General features: G+C 56.8%; 17 protein-coding genes and 1 pseudogene. 9 read left to right on the plus strand and 9 right to left on the minus strand.

Annotation, left to right across the window (positions count from 1 at the left end):
• Nucleotides 1–10: 10 nt before the first annotated feature.
• The 5 genes from rpsD (at nucleotide 11) to truA (ending at nucleotide 5,464) form a co-directional block, all read left to right on the plus strand.
• A complete protein-coding gene (gene rpsD / locus J4859_RS02335) occupies nucleotides 11–604 on the plus strand; it encodes a 30S ribosomal protein S4 (RefSeq protein ID WP_212332465.1) in 594 nt (197 codons plus the stop codon).
• Nucleotides 605–627: 23 nt separating this feature from the next.
• Nucleotides 628–1,569, plus strand: a complete 942-nt coding sequence (locus J4859_RS02340) for a DNA-directed RNA polymerase subunit alpha (RefSeq protein WP_212332466.1) — start codon at nucleotides 628–630, stop codon at nucleotides 1,567–1,569.
• 36 nt (nucleotides 1,570–1,605) lie between these two features.
• Nucleotides 1,606–2,133: a 50S ribosomal protein L17 gene (gene rplQ, locus J4859_RS02345; RefSeq protein ID WP_212332467.1), complete on the plus strand. Its 528-nt coding sequence runs from the start codon at nucleotides 1,606–1,608 to the stop codon at nucleotides 2,131–2,133.
• A 90-nt stretch (nucleotides 2,134–2,223) separates the two neighbouring features.
• Nucleotides 2,224–4,647, plus strand: a complete 2,424-nt coding sequence (locus J4859_RS02350) for an ATP-binding cassette domain-containing protein (protein WP_212332468.1) — start codon at nucleotides 2,224–2,226, stop codon at nucleotides 4,645–4,647.
• A 13-nt stretch (nucleotides 4,648–4,660) separates the two neighbouring features.
• Entirely contained in the window at nucleotides 4,661–5,464 is an 804-nt protein-coding gene (gene truA, locus J4859_RS02355; protein WP_371812153.1) for a tRNA pseudouridine(38-40) synthase TruA, read from the plus strand.
• Here the strand turns inward: truA and J4859_RS17420 are convergent.
• The 3 genes and pseudogenes from J4859_RS17420 to J4859_RS02370 all read right to left on the minus strand — a co-directional run bounded on the left by J4859_RS17420 (nucleotide 5,427) and on the right by J4859_RS02370 (nucleotide 6,275).
• Nucleotides 5,427–5,747: a transposase gene (locus J4859_RS17420; protein WP_371812154.1), complete on the minus strand. Its 321-nt coding sequence runs from the start codon at nucleotides 5,745–5,747 to the stop codon at nucleotides 5,427–5,429. The genes truA and J4859_RS17420 overlap by 38 nt on opposite strands.
• Nucleotides 5,732–6,106: pseudogene (locus tag J4859_RS02365) on the minus strand (transposase); the annotation flags it as partial. The gene J4859_RS17420 and the pseudogene J4859_RS02365, both read right to left, overlap by 16 nt.
• Nucleotides 6,107–6,137: 31 nt before the next feature.
• A complete protein-coding gene (locus J4859_RS02370; RefSeq protein WP_212332474.1) occupies nucleotides 6,138–6,275 on the minus strand; it encodes a hypothetical protein in 138 nt (45 codons plus the stop codon).
• A 725-nt stretch (nucleotides 6,276–7,000) separates the two neighbouring features.
• Between J4859_RS02370 and J4859_RS02375 the strand changes: the two genes are divergently transcribed.
• From J4859_RS02375 to J4859_RS02385, 3 genes are all read left to right on the plus strand, one after another.
• On the plus strand, nucleotides 7,001–7,924 hold the full coding sequence (locus J4859_RS02375) for a putative manganese transporter (protein ID WP_212332476.1): 924 nt from the start codon (nucleotides 7,001–7,003) through the stop codon (nucleotides 7,922–7,924).
• 45 nt (nucleotides 7,925–7,969) lie between these two features.
• Nucleotides 7,970–8,707, plus strand: coding sequence for a hypothetical protein (locus tag J4859_RS02380; protein ID WP_212332478.1), 738 nt, complete (start codon nucleotides 7,970–7,972; stop codon nucleotides 8,705–8,707).
• A 239-nt stretch (nucleotides 8,708–8,946) separates the two neighbouring features.
• Entirely contained in the window at nucleotides 8,947–9,939 is a 993-nt protein-coding gene (locus J4859_RS02385; protein ID WP_212332480.1) for a glycosyltransferase family A protein, read from the plus strand.
• Nucleotides 9,940–9,951: 12 nt separating this feature from the next.
• Here J4859_RS02385 and J4859_RS02390 read toward each other — a convergent pair whose 3' ends face one another.
• Nucleotides 9,952–11,064: a glycosyltransferase gene (locus J4859_RS02390; protein ID WP_212332482.1), complete on the minus strand. Its 1,113-nt coding sequence runs from the start codon at nucleotides 11,062–11,064 to the stop codon at nucleotides 9,952–9,954.
• A 1,823-nt stretch (nucleotides 11,065–12,887) separates the two neighbouring features.
• Here J4859_RS02390 and J4859_RS02395 point away from each other — a divergent pair.
• Nucleotides 12,888–13,880, plus strand: coding sequence for a glycosyltransferase (locus tag J4859_RS02395; protein WP_212332484.1), 993 nt, complete (start codon nucleotides 12,888–12,890; stop codon nucleotides 13,878–13,880).
• A gap of 122 nt (nucleotides 13,881–14,002) precedes the next feature.
• Here J4859_RS02395 and gltA read toward each other — a convergent pair whose 3' ends face one another.
• The 5 genes from gltA to J4859_RS16670 form a co-directional block, all read right to left on the minus strand.
• On the minus strand, nucleotides 14,003–15,412 hold the full coding sequence (gltA, locus tag J4859_RS02400) for an NADPH-dependent glutamate synthase (protein ID WP_212332485.1): 1,410 nt from the start codon (nucleotides 15,410–15,412) through the stop codon (nucleotides 14,003–14,005).
• A complete protein-coding gene (locus tag J4859_RS02405) occupies nucleotides 15,400–16,242 on the minus strand; it encodes a sulfide/dihydroorotate dehydrogenase-like FAD/NAD-binding protein (protein ID WP_212332486.1) in 843 nt (280 codons plus the stop codon). Before J4859_RS02405 ends, gltA begins: the two co-directional genes overlap by 13 nt.
• 168 nt (nucleotides 16,243–16,410) lie before the next feature.
• Nucleotides 16,411–16,986 carry an aminoacyl-tRNA hydrolase gene (gene pth / locus J4859_RS02410; protein ID WP_249113724.1) on the minus strand — a complete coding sequence of 192 codons (576 nt, stop codon included), beginning with the start codon at nucleotides 16,984–16,986 and terminating at the stop codon, nucleotides 16,411–16,413.
• 302 nt (nucleotides 16,987–17,288) lie between these two features.
• A complete protein-coding gene (locus tag J4859_RS16665; RefSeq protein WP_256436805.1) occupies nucleotides 17,289–17,507 on the minus strand; it encodes a hypothetical protein in 219 nt (72 codons plus the stop codon).
• A gap of 32 nt (nucleotides 17,508–17,539) precedes the next feature.
• Nucleotides 17,540–17,824 carry a nitroreductase family protein gene (locus J4859_RS16670; RefSeq protein WP_212332488.1) on the minus strand — a complete coding sequence of 95 codons (285 nt, stop codon included), beginning with the start codon at nucleotides 17,822–17,824 and terminating at the stop codon, nucleotides 17,540–17,542.
• Nucleotides 17,825–17,890 lie beyond the last annotated feature (66 nt).

Below are 17,890 nucleotides of genomic sequence, written 5' to 3' on the forward strand. Positions count from 1 at the left end.
GACAGTAGCTATGGCAGTAGATAGGACGCCTGTCCTTAAGAGATGCCGCCAACTCGGCATCGAGCCCACGATTATGGGCATCAATAAGAAATCGAATCGTCAGCCGAAGCAGCGCCGCCGTCAGGAATCTGAGTACGGCCAGCAGCTCCGTGAGAAGCAGAAGGCAAAGTTCATCTACGGTGTGCTCGAAGAGCAGTTTCACGGGTATTATGAGAAGGCCCTGAGAATTGAGGGCGTCACCGGTGACAACCTGATGATCCTGCTTGAGACCCGCCTTGACAACGTTGTGTTCCGTCTGGGCTTTGCTCGTACGCGCAAAGAGGCCCGTCAGACCGTTCGTCACGGCCACATCACGGTCAATGGTAAGCGCGTCGACATCCCCTCTTACCGCGTGAAGGCGGGGGACGTTGTGGCAGTCGCGCAGAAGGCAAAGGATCTGCTCCCGATCAAGGAGGCAATCGTCGCCTCTGAGCACATGGCCGTTCCCTCTTGGCTTGAGGTAGACATCGAGAAACTTTCTGGTACGGTGCTGACCCTCCCGACGCTGGATCAGATCGATACTGGTATTGACCCGCGGCTTATCGTCGAGCTCTACTCCAAGTAATAGGAAACGGTTGGAGGTTATACATGTCCGATTTCATCCGGCCAACTGTGTCGGTAGAAGAGGTCAATGACAAAATTGCCCGTGTCACTGCTGAGCCGCTTGAGCGCGGCTACGGTGATACCCTCGGTAATTCTTTGAGGCGTGTCCTGCTTTCCTCACTTAAAGGAGCTGCGGCAGAGTCTATCAAGATCGACGGTGTACAGCATGAGTTCACCACGGTTCCGGGCGTCTACGAGGATGTCACGGACATTGTCCTGAACATCAAGGGTCTGGTCTTCCATTCCATGGGGATGGGCGATCATGCGATCGCGACCATCAACGTGGACGGTCCGATGACGGTCACCGGCGGAGATCTGCAGGTCCCTGCTGAGTTCGAGGTCGTCAACCCAGACCATGTGATCTGTACGCTCGATGACGGCGCCCATCTGAAGATGGGGATCAACATCGGCATGGGTCGTGGCTATGTCTCTGAGGCAGACCACGACAACCCTGATGACCCGATTGGCACGATCGCGGTCGATTCCCTGTATTCACCGGTGCGTCGTTGTGCGAAGGTCGTCGAGCCCTGCCGTGTCGGGCAGCGGACCGACTATGACAGATTGATCCTTGAGGTCGAAACCGACGGGTCTGTGACCCCGCAGGATGCGGTCGTTGAGGCAGCGAATATCATCGATCAGCACATGAACGCATTCATGGGCCTGGGAGAGAAGCCCGAAGACGAAGAGGACGCTTCCATCTTCGTTCAGAAGAAGGAAGATGACAACACTGAGCTCGACAAGAAGATCGAGGATCTGGACCTTTCGGTCCGTTCCTACAACTGCCTGAAGCGTGCAGGGATCCACTCTGTCCGCCAGCTTGTTGAGTTCTCTGAGAATGACCTGCTCAACATCCGCAATTTTGGTGTTAAGTCCATCGAGGAAGTCAAGGATAAGCTAGAGTCCATGGGACTCTCATTAAAGCCTTAAGACTCATCGAACGTTGTTAATAGGAGCATATATACCATGAGACACAATAAGAAACATGGCATGAAGCTCGGGACTGATGCGAGTCATACCAAGGCCATGAAGAAGAGCCTCACCTGTGCTCTTCTGGCCAATGACCGTATCAAGACCCTCGAACCGCGTGCTAAGGCAATCCGCCCTGATGTCGATCACGTTATCACCTGGGCAAAGAAGGGCGATCTGCACTCTCGCCGTCTCGCAATCAAGACCGTCGGCGACAAAGAGGTCGTACGTGAGGTCTTCGAGAAGGCTCAGCAGGGCCTTTGGAAGGACCGCCAGGGTGGCTACACCCGCATCATGAAGCTCGGCAAGCGCAAGGGTGACAATTCCGATGTCGTTATCATCGAGCTTGTCAACGAGGCAGTGAAGCCGAAAGCTACTGCCGATACTGTCAAGCCTGTCGCTGAGCCTGAGCCGGTTGCGGCTGAGGACAGCAAGGATGACGCTGCTGAGGCTGCGAAAGACGATGAGCCCGCAGAGGATTCTGTAGAGGATGACACTCCTGCTGAGGAAACTCCTACAGAGTAGTCAAGCGCAACATGTGGTTATTGGCAGAGGCCTCGGACGTATATTCGGGGCCTTTTTGCTGCACAAATATAGGACAGGGGAGGGGGATCAATGCTGGCATTTCAAGACGTAGGATTCAGCTATGACAGCGATACGGACGTCTTACACGACATTAGCTTCAGCGTGGCCCCTGGATCCTGCGTTGCCGTGGTTGGCGCCAACGGTTCAGGGAAGTCGACAGTAGCCTCCCTTGCCAATGCTACCTATCTGCCGAGTATAGGGAAGGTTAGTGTCGATAAAGACTCGACTGCTGATACTTCAGAGCTTGAGATCAAGCAGCGCGTTGCGATCGTGAGGCAGGATCCTACTACTCAGATTGTCTCGAGCCGGGTTGCCGACGAAGTGGCCTTTGGTCCGCACAACCTTGGAATGACCGGTGCAGCTCTGCGTGAGCGGGTTGACTACGCGCTCAGGGTAGTCGGGCTTGCCGACAAGGAGGATGCGGATACCGAGGGGCTCTCCGGGGGAGAGCAGGTGTGCCTTTCAGTTGCAAGCGCCCTTGCGATGAAACCCAGGTATGTGGTGCTCGACGAGGTCGGGGCCCAACTCGATGTCACGATGCGCGAACGGGTCCGCTCACAGTGGGTCGCCGCCAAGTGTGCGGGCACCGGTATCTTGCTGATCACCCATGAACCCACCGACTTGCTCTGGGCTGACACCGTTGTGGTTCTGCATGAGGGAAGGATTGGATGGAGCGGATCCTCCGATCAGTTCTTCTCTGATGCAAAAGCACTCACTATGGCTGAAATGGACACTCTTCCATTTGCGCAGGCGCTACATATGACTCTCGGCAATGGATTGACCTGCAGCCAATTGGCTAGTGACGATGGAACCGTGAAGATCGACGGGCTCGCTAGCTTCGCTCCTCAGCATAACCTGACTGCAAAGTTGCGTGCGTGTTTTGAACGGGCACACCACTATGAGCCCTCGCACAAGAGAACACCTCTATTGGAGCTCAAGGGCGGCTGCGCCTGCTTTGGGAAGCAGCAGGTTCTCAACTCGATTGATCTCACGATCCACTCCAAGGAGATCCTCCTCGTAGCCGGAAGATCGGGAAGCGGGAAGAGTACCCTCGCGCACTGCTGTGCAGGTGTACAACCCTTGTCATCCGGTCGCTGCACATTGAAGGGCCGGCCGGTACACGCCGGTGAGATTGGCCTCAACTTCCAGCGGCCGCACTCACAGCTCTTCTGCGATATAGTTTCTGAAGATATAGGGTTTGGCCCCACCAATATAGGTATGTCCCCCGAGCGTGTGTCTCAGGCGGTTCAGGACTCCTGTGAGAGTCTCTCTATCCCGTCCACGATGCTTCCCCGGCATCCCCTCACCCTTTCGGGCGGCTATCAGCGCCGTGTCGCAATCGCCGGTGTGGTGGCGATGCAGCCTCCTGTCTACGTGTTCGATGAGCCGGGAGCCGGACTGGACGCGGCGGGAAAATCCCAGATCCATAGGCTGCTCCACAGCCTTGCTCGACAAGGGGCGGGGATTCTTTTGGTCTCCCACGATCTAGATGAGTGGATCCCTGAGGCGGATCGGGTCGCACTCCTTGCACAGGGTACGTTGGTAGGCTTGTATCCGGCGCATGAGGTTGTTCAGCGTCCGGAACTTCTACGGCAGGCGGGGCTCGCCGTGCCCCCTGAGCTTGCATTGTGTTCGTATTTGGAGGGGCGTACAGTGCCGGCTGCTCCTGCGGCACAACCAGATGGAAAGCCTATAGTGTCAGGCCAGCTGTCTGCTCTTGAGCTTTGCGACGCTCGCATCAAAGCGCTTGCACTTATCCTGGTGACGGTGGCTACGTTTATGGCACAGGGACCAGTGGCCTTTGCGGCGCTCGCAGGAATCCTTGTTCTCGTCTGTGCACTGAGTCCGATCCATTCCTGCGATATCGCACACGGGGTCCGTCCCACCTTGATCATTCTGATCGTAGTGTTGCTGATCAACTCCCTCAGGTTTGATAGGACGGGGGATCTGCAATTGGGGTATCTCTCGGCGAGCAGTATTGGGGCGCTGAGGGGCGCCTGTGCGGTTCTACGGATCGTTCTGATCGTCGGCTTTGCCCTCGTCGTAGCTTCGAGCACAACCCCTCCTGAGGGGGCTGACGGGGTAGCGCGGCTTCTACAGCCGCTGCGAAACCTCGAAGTTGCGGTTGACGATGTGAGCATGACGATGGCACTGGCGTTACGGTTTCTGCCGGTCAGCGCACACGAGTTTGCGCGAATCAAAGATGCGCAGGAGGCTCGGGCGCTTGATTTCAGTAAAGGAAACATCGCGGAGCGGTTGGGGCATTGGAACGCGGTTCTGGTGCCTGCGATCGTGGCACTCTTCCGGAGGTCGGACGAGGTAGCGCTTGCCCTCAATGATCGGGCCTATGGGGCACATGCGCGGATTCCTGAGACAAAGCCGCTCGGTGTGCGTGACATTGCGCTTCTCGTGGTGAGTTGTGGTGTGGTAGTGATAGCAGGAGGTGGGCTATAACATGCAGCCTGAGATGGATACAACATTGGTGTTGAAGATCGGATACCGCGGGGCCCAATTTGCGGGCTTTGCGGCGCAGCCAAACACAAGGACCGTGGCAGGGGAACTTGGCCGCGCCCTCAAGACCTTTCTGCGAAGGCCGGTCGAGCTCACTTGTGCCGGTAGGACGGATACCGGCGTCCATGCCCAGGCTCAGTATGTGAGCCTGCCGGTTACCGCACAGGAAGCGTGTATCAACGCCGGCCGCATTCAGCGTGCTCTGAATGCCCTCACCCCGGACGATATCTCTATCCGTGGGGTCTTCCGGGCTTCAAAGGATTTCTCTGCCCGCTTTGAGGCGACCTCCCGCCACTATATTTACCGCATCGTGGCTGGGCAGGCGCGGCCGGTACTCTCATGGGACTATGCCTGGTGGTACCGTGGCGCGCTCGATCCGCTTGCAATGAACCAGGCCGCACAGGCACTGGTAGGGGAGCACGACTTTGTCAGCTTCTGCAAGGTGGAGTCGGCGCAGCTCTTGCAGCAGGCGGGGCTCTCGACCTGCCGCAATATCCAGGAGGTCAAGGTCTACCGGACTCAGGAGACCGGAGAGAACCTGATCTGTGTATCGGTTAAGGGCAACGCCTTCCTCCACAATATGGTCCGCATCATCGTCGGCACCTTAGCCGAAGTGGGGCGGGGTCATCGGGATGTGAGCTGGGTGCAGAAAGCGCTGGCGGCCCGTGACCGGAAAGCTGCCGGCCCGACCGCACCGGCGAGGGGGCTGACCTTTGTGGACGTCACCTATCCCAAGGGCGCACTCCTGCCCTGGGACTAGAGGGCTGTGCTCCTTCTTTCGGCTCTTCGACATCTCTAGTGGATAGTGCATGCCAGCTGCCTCTGGGCCGAGAAGTTGAGTTTCCCAGTCTGAAGAAGATTATCGTCCTGAAGTATCCGGTGTTCTTGAAGCCCCTGGCGGCGCTCCTCGCTGACTGGACGAGGGAGTTGAGCCCTTTGAGGAACGAATTGGTGGATCTCTTCTTCCACCAGTTCAAGATCCCCTCACGCTCCTGCCTAAAGGTACCTGCCATCCTCTTGATCTTAGCTACGGCAGAGTGCATCGTCTACGAGCAGAGCCGGTCTGAGGCTTTGGTTGTAGATTTTCTGTCGGGGCAGCCATAGGTGTCCTGCATCGCTTTGCCGTCTGGCAGGCACGCGCCTCCCTGAGATGTGTCTTCGTGGGGTCGAGCTCCTCTCTCTTCGCAAGCTGGCACTCTGTGAGGCTCTCCTTTTTCTTCAGCTGCGAGCTGCCTTGTGCTTCTTCGCTGGCTCGCGCCTCTCCGCGCACCTCACAGGGTCTGTCGTCTTTGTGAAAAGCTGCCACCACATGGACGCTGTCCAGGATCTGGGCGGCCTGGGGCATCGCTGCCGCTACGCCGAGCGAGTATGCCTTTGCCATGTCGCGCATGACCTCTAAGCCCTTCGTCCTGTCCCCTGTATGCTCCTTAAGCTCATCTCAAAGCCTTCACACCGCTCCCTTGTCCTTTGCCTTCCGTGATGGCGTGGGTGCGCTGGCAGTCGAGGTCGGCCATGATGCTGATACAGCTTTGGTCGCACCTTTTGGCGGTGTCGCCTGTACCCACACGCACGACTCTGGAATAGTCTGCTGCATCCCTTGCCTTCGATGTCGCCTTCCCAAGCAGTCTCCATATGCACGTAGGCTGTCTCGTGCAGAGGCCATGGCCACAACACTCATGACAAACGATCAGCTGGGCCTCAAAGAGCGCCGTGATGCGTCTTCGGGCACACCTTTCAGAGCATCCTTGCGGCAGGCACGCTGTCCTTAGGGGCACTCGGTACCGCGCAGTGCACGATGGTCTCGTATTGCCAGATGTCGAGATGCCACAAGGTCCTCTCGCGCGTCGTAGGTGCTATAGCGCCTGTGGCAGACAGGGCTCACCACTGCCTGGCCCTCCCAGTATGCGACCCTCACATGCAGGATGCCCTGCGCTCATCTGCGCTTCTCAAATCAGACATCGAAGAGCTCCATTCGTCTCTAAGCCCCATGGGATCTCTTAGAGAGCCTTGTCAGCATACCTGCCTTAAGCATCTATATCGCACCTTAGGACCGAAGCCTTCCGCCGGCAAAATCCTTCCATCCGGGCGTCCTACGCTCAAGGGGATGCAGGAGTGCTACCCACCATCAGTAGCGAGCTTCTTTTCTAATGGCTGTATGGGGGCGTAACTCTGTGGTTCTCCTCTGCCTGAGGCATAGTGTCAAGTGCATGTGGGCATACATATACATTGTTTGTATCAGTGAACAATTTTCTTCGATCATGACGTGGCTGGTCGGGGCCAGCCACAGGAGGTAGTTTTGGATCTCTTTGTGGACACATTGCTGGACAGTCTGGGCGACACCCTCCAGCTCATCCCCTTCCTCTTCGTGACCTACTTTGCGATGGAGTGGTTAGAGCATGCGGCGGGCTCCAAAACGGAACAGGCGGTCAGTAATGCCGGGAAAGCAGGCCCTCTGATCGGATCGCTTCTGGGTGCGATCCCCCAGTGCGGGTTTTCAGCGATGGCGGCAACGCTCTATTCCGCCCGCATGGTTACGCTAGGCACCTTGGTTGCGGTGATCCTCTCGACGAGCGATGAGATGCTGCCGATCTTTGTGGCTGCCCAGCAGCCGCCTGCGCGCCTCTTGTCGATCATGGGCATTAAGATTGTCTGCGGTATTATCTTTGGCTTTGCAATCGATGGAATCATCCGCCTGATCTGTCGCGGAAAAGAGGGGGATGGATACTTCCATATCCATGAGTTGTGCGAACGTGAGCATTGCGAGTGCGATGAGGAGAGCAGCGCTCAAGAGGGTACCGACGATCATCCGGCGCACAACAAGTGGTGGCGCATCACGCGCAGTGCCCTGATCCACACGGTGCGGATCTCGCTTTTCGTGTTGGTGATCACCTTCGCGTTCGGCCTCCTGATCGCGGCGATCGGCTCCGATACGGTGACGAGTATGGCTGCCTATCACCCGGTCCGTGCGGTATTCGCGACGGCGCTGATCGGTCTGATCCCGAACTGTGGAGCCTCGGTTGCGATCACCGAGCTCTTCCTCGAGGGGTTGCTGCCCACCGGCTCAATGTTGGCCGGACTTTTGACGGCAGGCGGTGTCGGATTGTTGGTACTCTTCCGCACCAATGAGCACGTGAAGGAGAATCTCGCAATCGTCCTTGCCATCTATCTGATTGGTGTGCTTGTGGGTTTGGCCTTTTCCGCTGCGGGTATTACACTTTGATTGTTATTCTGACTCTGTTTCAACTGCGGCTCTAAGAGGGTACCTATGCGACGAAGAGCAAGATTCGAAAGAACGGACGTCCCGACACCGAGCCCGAGACGCGATGCGATCGCTGTCGCCGCAATCATCGTTGTCGCTATCGCTTCCATCCTTATTTTTTCGTATTGCTATACTCGCGCTGAGAGCTATGCGCACTTCAACAATCCGAACCTGGAGGATGCCCGAGACAACCAACATACCCCGGATATCGCTGCGTTGAGCGCATCCGCTCGAAAGGTCGACGGGATTGATACCTACCTCGTGCTGACCCGTAGCGAAGATGGCAGCAGCCTTAAGTGGGCCAGCATCTTTGCCCTCAATACGAATAACGGGATGATGACAAGGGCAGAGCTGCCGGTCGATCTGGCGATCTCCACGAACAGCGGAACCACGACGCTTTCCGCGCTCTTCGCAAGCAACGGAGGCCCTGACTGTGTCGTACCGGTGAGCGATGTGGCCTCAATCAGGTTCACCCACATTATGGTTGTGAACCATAACTTCTGGGACCTGTTGAAGACCTACTGCAACACCCCGGAGGATCAGGCCCGCGAGATTGCAACCTCACTGCGCGCCTCGATTACGACCGACCTCAGCAACCGCAGCGCCGACGATATGCTCTCGCAGTTCCACACGGGGGATGCAGGCGATGTGGCAGGTGTCTCCTACACGACCGCGGAGGGAGCCAGCGGCTCCACGATCAACGCGCTTGAACTCAACGTAGCGCTTGGGGTCCTCACTGCATAGGCACGACCGACGGTTTCAAGAGAAGTGATGGAACCGTGTCCAATATTTGTAGGTGTCTTGTTAGTTCTGTTTGTAAATTATGGGAATGCCCACTCCTTTCAACACGTGTATAAAAAGCTGATAGAGTAATGAAAATACAGCGCACAGTCTCTGTGCGCATGAGCCTTGTAATGTAGGGTGGAGGCTTCAGTAAGTTCATGTCAGTCAGCGGGCGAAGCATACCCAAGGTAAGTGTGATCGTGAGGGCGCACAATGCTGCCACAACACTGCCGCGCCTGTTGGACTGTCTTGCCGCTCAGACACTCGATAAGCTACAGATTATGGTGATCGACGCCGCATCGACCGATGCGACCTTACGTGTCCTGTCCATGGCGCAGGAGCGGGATGTGACGCTGGAAGCTGCCCACATCGAGGCGGCCGAGTACCCCCATGCCTACAACCTAGGGATTGAACGGGCCCGGGGCACCTATCTCTTCTTTATGGACGGGTCGGATACCATGGCGAGAGGGACGCTCGAGCGCCTCTACACGCTGTGCGAGGACCACAACCTCGATCTGGCGATGGGATCTGTGGGTACCTCTGAGCGCAGCTTCTCCGGCCAGCTGAGTACGCGGGTCCTCTACGATAGCAACGATCAGTTCCACCGGGATGCCTGGCGGTTCTTCGCCTTGGGATTGCTCCCGTATCCGGAAGGCAAACTGATGCGCCGCTCCTGTGTCAAACAGGCCGGCTCCCTCTTCTCCTGTGATGGCGGGATGTCGTTCATGGTGAGCTTTCTGAAGGAAGCCTCAGGCGTCGCCTTCGATCCGCTCGCGATCTACAACGCGAATACCCTCTGCGATCCGGTGGGCTGGGGTATCACCGACTGCATGGAGGATGGCAGTCAGGATATGCTCGATGAGCTCTTCGCCTCGTGGGGGCTCTCACAGGATGCGCAGACCCAGTCCATGCTTCAGAATCGCTATCTGGCCGGGTTGATCACCTCGATCATCCATACCTGCAGCCCCGCCTGTGAGCTTGATGGGGCGCAGAAGCGCGCCCACATTGAGAAAGCGATTATGGATGATCGCACGCAGAAGGTCGCCCATGGGGACCGCTCGCTCAGGAGCCTGATCGCTCGGATGATGCTGGCGGCCATCCGCCGCAAGGATGTGACGATGACGATGAAGGAGGGGGAGCTCTTCTCCTGGCTCACCCGTCGCTATCCCAACCTCAAGATGGATCTCGTCTAGATTTTCCTTCCGTTACCGTTTGTCGTTCTCAGAAGCCTTAGAATCACGCTGATTCGGGGCGTGGCGCAGTGCGCCGAACGTAAAGCGGGGCCCGTCGGTCACGAGCCGATAGGCGGTTTCGCTCATCACATGGGGCAGGTAGCTCAGATCAGAGATATTGGGAGCTTCGATTCCCACGATCGCGCAGTATCTGCGCTTGGCCCCTGGGGCAATGATTGAACTATTGAGGACAATCTCAGAATCCAACCTTCTATAGCAACGCTCGATTGCGTCGTAGAGCCCAGGGTAGGTAAGCCCTGCTGCGTTGACTGAAAGCTGCGCATAGTTGAGGGCGCGTACCGTGAGCGCCTCCTGTACTTTTGATTCATGGATTTTGAGCCGATCCGCCACGTCGAGCATATCTTCGATGCGCTCCATCGGCATGAGCGGATGCTTGCGCAGCTGTGCCTGCGCCTGCTGCGCGCTGTTCTCGTGGTAGCGGTAGTAAGGCTTGTCCACATAGGCGATGCGATCGGTCTGACAGAGGGTCTCAATCAGGAAGGGGTTGTCTGACCAACCTGCACCGGGGATGGGGAGGAAGCGGATGTGTTTCTCCTCAATCCAGTCCCTGCGGTAGAGCGCCGACCAGATCGCGGGGTGGTGGAGCAAAAACTCCTGCGCCTCAGTGATTGCGAAGGGTTGCTGCAGGGGATGGATCCGATGGTAGTACGCGCAGGGGATCCGCATCGGCTTGCCGCCGTTCTCACCCTCAAAGAGGCGCCAGTAGGCTGCTTTGATAACGTCGACGGGCTTCGGGAAGGTATCCGCGAAGGCCAGCAGGTCCGAAAAGAAGTCAGGCTCCACACTGTCATCCGGCTCTAAGATCGCCAGGTAGTCGCCGGTGGCCTGCTCAAAGCCTAAGTTACAGGTTGCGCCGTAGCCTGAGTTCGGTCTGTCGATCACGCGGATGCGGGGGTCCCGGTCGGCCTGCGCCTGCAGGTGCGCCAAGGTCTGATCGGTGGAGCCGTCGTTGAGCGCTAGGATCTCGAGGTCGGAGAAGCTCTGATCCTTAAGCGATTGGAGCGCCACATCGACCGTTTGTTCGACATTCATGCAGGGAACAATGACCGATACCTTGTGTTTCATAGCAACCCTCGCTGTGCTTGCGTGTTCTTGCATCGGTCTGTATGATACGCCAAGCCGATGCCCCCTCGTCTTGTCCGGGATATGGAGTATGCTTGGCATTCCCGTAAACTACAGTTTACGGGATTTTGGCGTGACCCATGTCTTAATCGACGTGAATTTGTAGAGGTATTGCCACAACACCTCTACACAGTTGCCGCTCTGCCGGCTTTTGTTTGTGTGCAATGTTTACGGCAGCGTTGATGTCTGCGCTTCACCAAGATACTACCTTTGGGTTCGCTATAGGCCGCCTCAGATGCGCTTGTCTAAGAAAAGGTGTGCTTACTTGTCAGCGGGCTTGTATTCGATCCCCACCCATACAGGATGCTTTGGACGTGTAGGTCTCTTTCTGCTGTATGTATCGGTATGTAAGCTAGCGTTCGAGTAGCCTACAGGGAATCTGTATGAGCGCTTGATCATTCTTTCTGCCGTGGCTGCTCCCTGCTTGCATCCCATGTTGGATCCAACAATCAGGGTGTCTGTGTTCTTCTCTATGCACAGGTTGGTGATGGTGCGCGGCGCTTTGAGCGTGCAGTCTCGCACACGCCGACTCCCTTTGTCGGCTACCTGTCGGATCTTGCCTGTGTCTAGTCGGCTTTTCAGATACGCCAAGTGCCTGTTGCAATAGTGGTTAGCTGACTTGAGTTATCGCCTGCCAACTAAGCGCCCATGCTCTGGGGTGAGCCGTACGGCGAGATTGTCAGCTTCTATATCCACTCCCATAATACAGCACTCATTCAAGCTAAGGGGCTGCTGGCTGTTTAGAGAGAATACCCTTGATATAGTGCCCATCCAAACGTTCGACATGGCCCGGATAGGTTTGTAGAAGCTACCTGCTTTTGGGCAGTCTCTACAACCCGTTCGTGGGAAGTATCAGCAAAAACACGCCGCCTTTTGCCCTGTAGTGTGAGATCAACACTTGAGAGTAGCTGTAGTCGCCACTCTTGCATCTTCTCAATAGTATAGGGGAAGCTTTCAAGCTATAGGCGACACCCTTTATCGTGTGTAGGGCCCCTTCGGCTTGCAACATCTTGTAGGTATCGTTGGTTTTGCACAGATGATAGTTGGTCTTTCAGCTGAAAAGCCCGCCTGCAATGAAGAGATGCTGCCTTGTTTGATACAAAGCCTTGCTGTAGAGGTTGTTCGCATATAGGCAAAGACATTTCAACCCGCGATAGTGGTTGGCGCTGAGATGGCAGCTGTAGTTGGTTTGCGCTCCATACTGCACCCTTGTCTTACCTGCCTAAATATCGATAGCTTGCTGTATGCAATATATTCACTGACACCTAAGAGCAAGAAGTGCCACTTTAAACAATCACTGTGAGCCAGAAAACCCTTCGAGATACCTGCTTTGCTTCCACCTCATCCTTTCCACCAACTAGCAAAGGAAGACACTCATCGTTTAACTCTCAACAAAAAATCGCTCTGAAGCACACCATCCAGATACTTCACATGCAAACCGACAAAGACCATATCCACTACATGATCCAAACACTCGTGCGTACTTTGTATGCACTCACCGCCTTCCACATATGGAAGGTCCACGCATCATAGTTGTGCCATGTCTGCTGGCATAAACATACGTTCTGGTCAAGTGGACAGCTCATTGTCACCACAGGTGAAGTCAGCGCTGAAACCCTCAAACACTTGAGAGCTAAGGCAGACATGATCGGACAGCGTTTCATCCCGCGAACTGAAGTCCCATGGGTTTTCACGCCACAAATCTTCTATAAACTGATGGCTGGTATAATCATGAGGATGCAGATACCTACTCGAAGGGTTGAATCATGGAGCGATTGGCACTGGTGACTGTCACGTACAAACGACAGGACCTGCTGCGCCGCTTATTTGATTCGATCCTGAAGCTTAAGCAGGCCCCTTGGCGCATCGTCGTGGTCGACAACGAGAACAGCCCAAAGACCGCTGGTATGGTCTCAGAGTTCACCCAACAGGTGCACGACGCCTGGGGTGACACGCCCTCAGACCCTGATAGAGAGGGCGGTGTGAAGCGGGTTGTGTACTTCCCCCAACGTGACAACTGCGGGGGCTCAGGCGGCTTTTCACGCGGTGTGGGGCGCTCCTATAAGTTAGGGGCGGAATGGTTCTGGCTGATGGACGACGATGTCACGGTCCTGCCTGGTGCGGTCGATGCCTTCGACAGGTGGAGTCACCAGTTCCAAGCCATCCAGGGCCAGCGCTACGACACTGACGGCGGGCACTTCTATTGGCAATATCGGTTCTGGACGACGCTGGCGATCTACAATCCTTTCTCCCGGGACAGCTGGCGTGAAGGGGAGACCTACAAGAGCTGCAATGCCCTGTGCTTTGAGGGCAGCTGTGTGAGCCGCAAAGTGGTCAAGCAGATTGGTTTGCCCGACGAGCGGTTCTTCGTGTATCTCGATGACGCGCTCTATGGCTATTTGGCAAGCAAAGTGTGCGAGGTGGCGCTCGTTCCTGACTACGTGCTGCGCCGTGAACGCGCGGTGCCTGACAAGGAGCTCGGCGTGCGCCAACTGAACTCTACGAGCGATATGACGCGCTACTATGTGACGCGCAACCGCGGTTACTTCGCGCGGTACCTGATGCTCTATCACGACTACAATCCAGTCGGCTATGGCTTTGGGACGCTCCTCACCTTCCTAAAGGAATTCATCCGCCTGGTGGCGGTCGATCGAGGACACTTAAAGACCGGTTGGGCACGCCTGTGGGCGGGCTATCAGGATTCCAAGCAGATCCTGCACGACCCCACCTGGAAGCCGATGCCACCGCTTGAGGATTAATCCGGTCGAGATACCAACACGGTCATTTATAGTTTCTTTCACAACACTGCAGGAGCAGAAGAGGGACCCATCTATGAGGACGGGTCCCTCTTCACAACTCAAGCAATGCTGAAGTATCAAACCTATGCGGTCGCAACCAGCTTCTTGGTCATATCAGCTGCGGCAGCCTTGCCTGCGCCCATAGCCAGAATGACAGTGGCTGCACCAGTGACGATGTCGCCGCCTGCCCAGATACGAGGGTCTGAGGTTTGGCCGGTCTTCTCGTCTGCCTCGATGTAGCCCCACTTGTTGATCTTCTCAGGGCCAATCAGCTTGGAGATCGGGTTGGCGTTCGTGCCGATTGCGGAGATGCCCAGATCGCAGGGGAGTACGTCGACGGAGCCCTCGATTGGGATAGGACGACGACGGCCGGACTCATCCGGCTCACCGAGTCTCATGTTCTGGACCTTGACTTGGGCCACGGAGCCATTCTCGCCGGCGATGAACTCGATCGGGGAGGCAAGTTCGTGGATCTGAACGCCCTCTGCCTTTGCGTGCTCGATCTCAGCACGACGGGCTGGCATCTCTTTCTCAGTTCTGCGGTAGCAGAGCATGACGTTCTCAGCGCCGAGGCGCAGCGCGGTACGGACGGAGTCCATTGCGACGTTGCCGCCGCCGAAGACCACGACGTCCTTTGCGTGCTTGGTCGGGGTGTCGTACTTCGGGAACTCGTTTGCCTTCATCAGGTTGACACGGGTCAGATATTCGTTCGCAAAGAAGACATTCGGGAGGTTCTCGCCCGGGATGTTGAGCATCTTCGGGAGACCTGCACCGGTTGCGATATACATCGCGTCGTAGCCCTCGTCGAAGAGCTCCTCTGCGGTGGTGATACGGCCGACAACCGAGTTGTACTCGAACTTGACGCCGAGCTGCTCAAGGCCGTCGATCTCACGCTTGACGACCGCTTTCGGCAGACGGAACTCAGGGATGCCGTAAGCAAGGACGCCGCCACCGGTGAAGAAGGCCTCAAAGACGGTTACGTCAAAGCCGTTGCGGGCAAGCTCGCCTGCGCAGGTGATGCCGGACGGGCCGGCGCCCACGACGGCGACCTTCTTGCCGTTCTTCGGGGCAACCTTCGGCGCGGAGGCAACCTCAGGCATATCGCCCAGGAAGCGCTCGAGCTGACCGATTGCGACCGGCTCGCCCTTCTTGCTGCGGATGCACTTGCCCTCGCACTGGTTCTCCTGCGGACAGACACGGCCGCAGATTGCGGGGAGCATAGACTGTTCGTGGATGATATCGAGGCCACGGCCGAAGTCCTCGTTGCGGATAGCCTCGATGAACTTCGGGATATCGATGCCGACCGGGCAGCCGTCAATGCAGAACGGCTTCTTGCAGTCGAGGCAGCGGTTAGCTTCTTTGATGGCCATCTCTTTGGTGTAGCCCTTATCAACAGGACGGAAGTCCTTTGCGCGCTCTTTCGGATCCTCTTCGTTGGCCGGAGTGCGTGGAGATTTCATATCCGGTACGTAACGACCATTTACTTGTGGCATGCGCAGATCTCCTCCTCATAGGCGTGAAGTGCCTGTCCCTCTTCGGTATGATATGCAGCCTGACGGGCACGCAGATCGTTCCAGTTGACTTTCGTGGCATCGAAATCAGGGCCGTCGACGCATGCAAACTTGGTTTTGCCATCGACCTCAACACGGCAGCAGCCGCACATACCGGTGCCGTCTACCATGATCGGATTGAGCGATGCGGTGATCGGGCAGTTGTACTTTTCAGCAGTGAGTGTTGAGAACTTCATCATCGGTACCGGGCCGACGCAGAAGATGTGGTCGATGTCGCCAGCCTTCAATAGACGCTCCTCCGGAGCGGTGACAACGCCCTTCTCGCCGTAGGAGCCGTCATCCGTTGTGATGTGGATACGGTCATCCGGCAGGATGGAGCGGAACTGATCCTCGAGCAGAAGCAGGCCCTTCGTGCGGGCACCCATGATCGCATGGACGTCCTTGCCATCCTTGACGAGTTTGCGGGTGATCGGGAATGCGATAGCGAGGCCAACGCCGCCGCCGATGACACCCCACTTGCCATCGGCGAACTCGCTCGGCCGGCCGAGCGGACCCGTGACATCCTCCAGCGAATCTCCAGCCTCATAGGTAGAGAGCATCTTCGTAGTCTTGCCGACCACCATGAAGATGAACTCGACCCAGCCCTCTTCAGGATTCCAGTCCGCGAACGTGAACGGGACACGCTCGCCCGTCTCGTTGGCGCGCACCATCAGGAACTGACCAGCATGTGCATGCTTTGCTATCTGCGGTGCCTCGACGCGGAACTTAAACACCTTCTCGGAGAACTGCGTCTTTTCAAGGATCTTGTACATTGATAAACTCCTCTCCAAAAACGTCCATAGGATGGTTGAGCCCCTTCCCTTGGGCCTGGCCATCAATTCACCAACATGCCCATTGTAGCGGTCAAATAAGCATGTCTTCTGCATGATTTGCAGCAATCGGTGCCATATATGCAGATTGTGGTACCGATATTGTGTACCTCATCCGAGGCGTGCAGCTTCTGCTGCAAAGCCCTTCGCAACGGTGCGCTCCACGACATCTGCAGCGTCCTGGGCCTCGATTGCGAACGACTCGAGCTGGGTGCCCTTCAAGGGACGCAGCGTATACTGGGCGACGCTCATGCGTCCGGGAGGCCTGCCCACGCCGAACCGCAGGCGGCAGAAGTCGCGGCTCCCCATCTTCTGGATGATGGAGCGCAGGCCGTTGTGTCCGTCATGGCCTCCTCCGAACTTGAGCTGTAGCTTCGTGTTTGGCACATCGACATCGTCGTGCACGACGAGGAGCTCCTCCGGGGAGATCTTGAGCTGCCGGACAAGCTTCGAGATGGGCCCTCCTACCTCGTTCATGTAGGTCTGGGGTCGGGCGAGATAGATATCTTTTTCTGCAATCTTCACCCCTGCCACCATCATGCCGGCCTGGCTCTTCCAGTAGCGCACTCCTGCATGCTTTGCCAGCATATCGATCGTGGCATAGCCAGCGTTGTGGCGGGTCTTCTGATATTCGGTGCCCGGGTTTCCGAGGCCGACGACGAGTCGTATGTCTTTGGGCTCTGCCATAGCAACCTTTCCGCTTTGGACCCTGACCATCATCTCAAGCATATACTCCTGGCGGGAGGGAGAGGTGGGACTAAATGGCCGGAGTCCTTCCCTTCTCCAGAGGATGAAGGCATCGAAAGCCGTATTCGGGAAGGAAGCTCTCCCAGTCGTCCTCCCACGCGAAGTGTCCACCTGAAGTTGCGGCGCCGATTTCGAAATGGAGAAGGACGATATCGAGGTCTGCGGCAGAGAAAAGGCTACCTTTCGAGCGGATCGAGACGACAGGCGTCGCGTCCTGCGTGGTGCGACCGCACCAGCCGATCTTAAAGCTCTACTGGTTGGTGGAGGTGGGGGGCAAGAAGGGTGGAAGAGACGCCCGCCTTGAACCAGGCAGGAGACTCTGTTCCTTCCGGGATGGATGTGACATCTTCTTCGCTCTTCGAGGGGTGTAGATGTCCTGTGTCTGTACCGTGTCTCAGGGCTACGACGAGCACGAGACGGTCTTCAGGCTCGACCATGCGCTTCTTGAACGTGAGCGCCACCCAGCAAGTGGCAAAGCCCAGCTCTTGTGCCGTCAGTACGATGCGCTTGCCGAAACATCCCCTGCACACTGCTTGAGCGAAGGGGTGGGGGTGTCGGCAAGCAGAAGATAGCTTGAGACATTGTGGAACTTCCCGTGGTGGGCAAGAAACGAGCTGGGGGCTTCCGGCTCGGTGATGGCGAGGCTCATATGCAGGCTGTCTGCCTCATTCGAGTGGGCAATCTCCTGGCCGAAGGCAGAGCGCTCCTCTTCTGTGAGCAGGGAGGACGTGAAGCTTCTGATAGAGTGTCTGGCCTCTTGTGCGTCATGGAAATCCATGAGGGTCCTTTCTGTCTTGTGGCTATCTGGTGTCTACGCGGAAGTGCTTTTCGCCGCGCCGTTTCT

Origin of the sequence: Atopobium sp. oral taxon 416 (assembly GCF_018128285.1) — a bacterium.
Taxonomy (GTDB): Bacteria; Actinomycetota; Coriobacteriia; order Coriobacteriales; family Atopobiaceae; genus Olsenella_L.

Excerpts from the sequence above, each read along its gene's own strand:
- truA (WP_371812153.1), top strand. The coding sequence starts at position 4,661 with ATGGATACAACATTGGTGTTGAAGATCGGATACCGCGGGGCCCAATTT.
- J4859_RS17420 (WP_371812154.1), bottom strand. The coding sequence starts at position 5,747 with ATGCACTCTGCCGTAGCTAAGATCAAGAGGATGGCAGGTACCTTTAGG.
- J4859_RS02340 (WP_212332466.1), top strand. The coding sequence starts at position 628 with ATGTCCGATTTCATCCGGCCAACTGTGTCGGTAGAAGAGGTCAATGAC.
- gltA (WP_212332485.1), bottom strand. The coding sequence starts at position 15,412 with ATGCCACAAGTAAATGGTCGTTACGTACCGGATATGAAATCTCCACGC.
- J4859_RS02350 (WP_212332468.1), top strand. The coding sequence starts at position 2,224 with ATGCTGGCATTTCAAGACGTAGGATTCAGCTATGACAGCGATACGGAC.
- J4859_RS02380 (WP_212332478.1), top strand. The coding sequence starts at position 7,970 with ATGCGACGAAGAGCAAGATTCGAAAGAACGGACGTCCCGACACCGAGC.
- pth (WP_249113724.1), bottom strand. The coding sequence starts at position 16,986 with ATGGCAGAGCCCAAAGACATACGACTCGTCGTCGGCCTCGGAAACCCG.
- J4859_RS02390 (WP_212332482.1), bottom strand. The coding sequence starts at position 11,064 with ATGAAACACAAGGTATCGGTCATTGTTCCCTGCATGAATGTCGAACAA.
- J4859_RS02395 (WP_212332484.1), top strand. The coding sequence starts at position 12,888 with ATGGAGCGATTGGCACTGGTGACTGTCACGTACAAACGACAGGACCTG.
- J4859_RS02405 (WP_212332486.1), bottom strand. The coding sequence starts at position 16,242 with ATGTACAAGATCCTTGAAAAGACGCAGTTCTCCGAGAAGGTGTTTAAG.
- rplQ (WP_212332467.1), top strand. The coding sequence starts at position 1,606 with ATGAGACACAATAAGAAACATGGCATGAAGCTCGGGACTGATGCGAGT.
- J4859_RS16670 (WP_212332488.1), bottom strand. The coding sequence starts at position 17,824 with ATGGATTTCCATGACGCACAAGAGGCCAGACACTCTATCAGAAGCTTC.
- rpsD (WP_212332465.1), top strand. The coding sequence starts at position 11 with ATGGCAGTAGATAGGACGCCTGTCCTTAAGAGATGCCGCCAACTCGGC.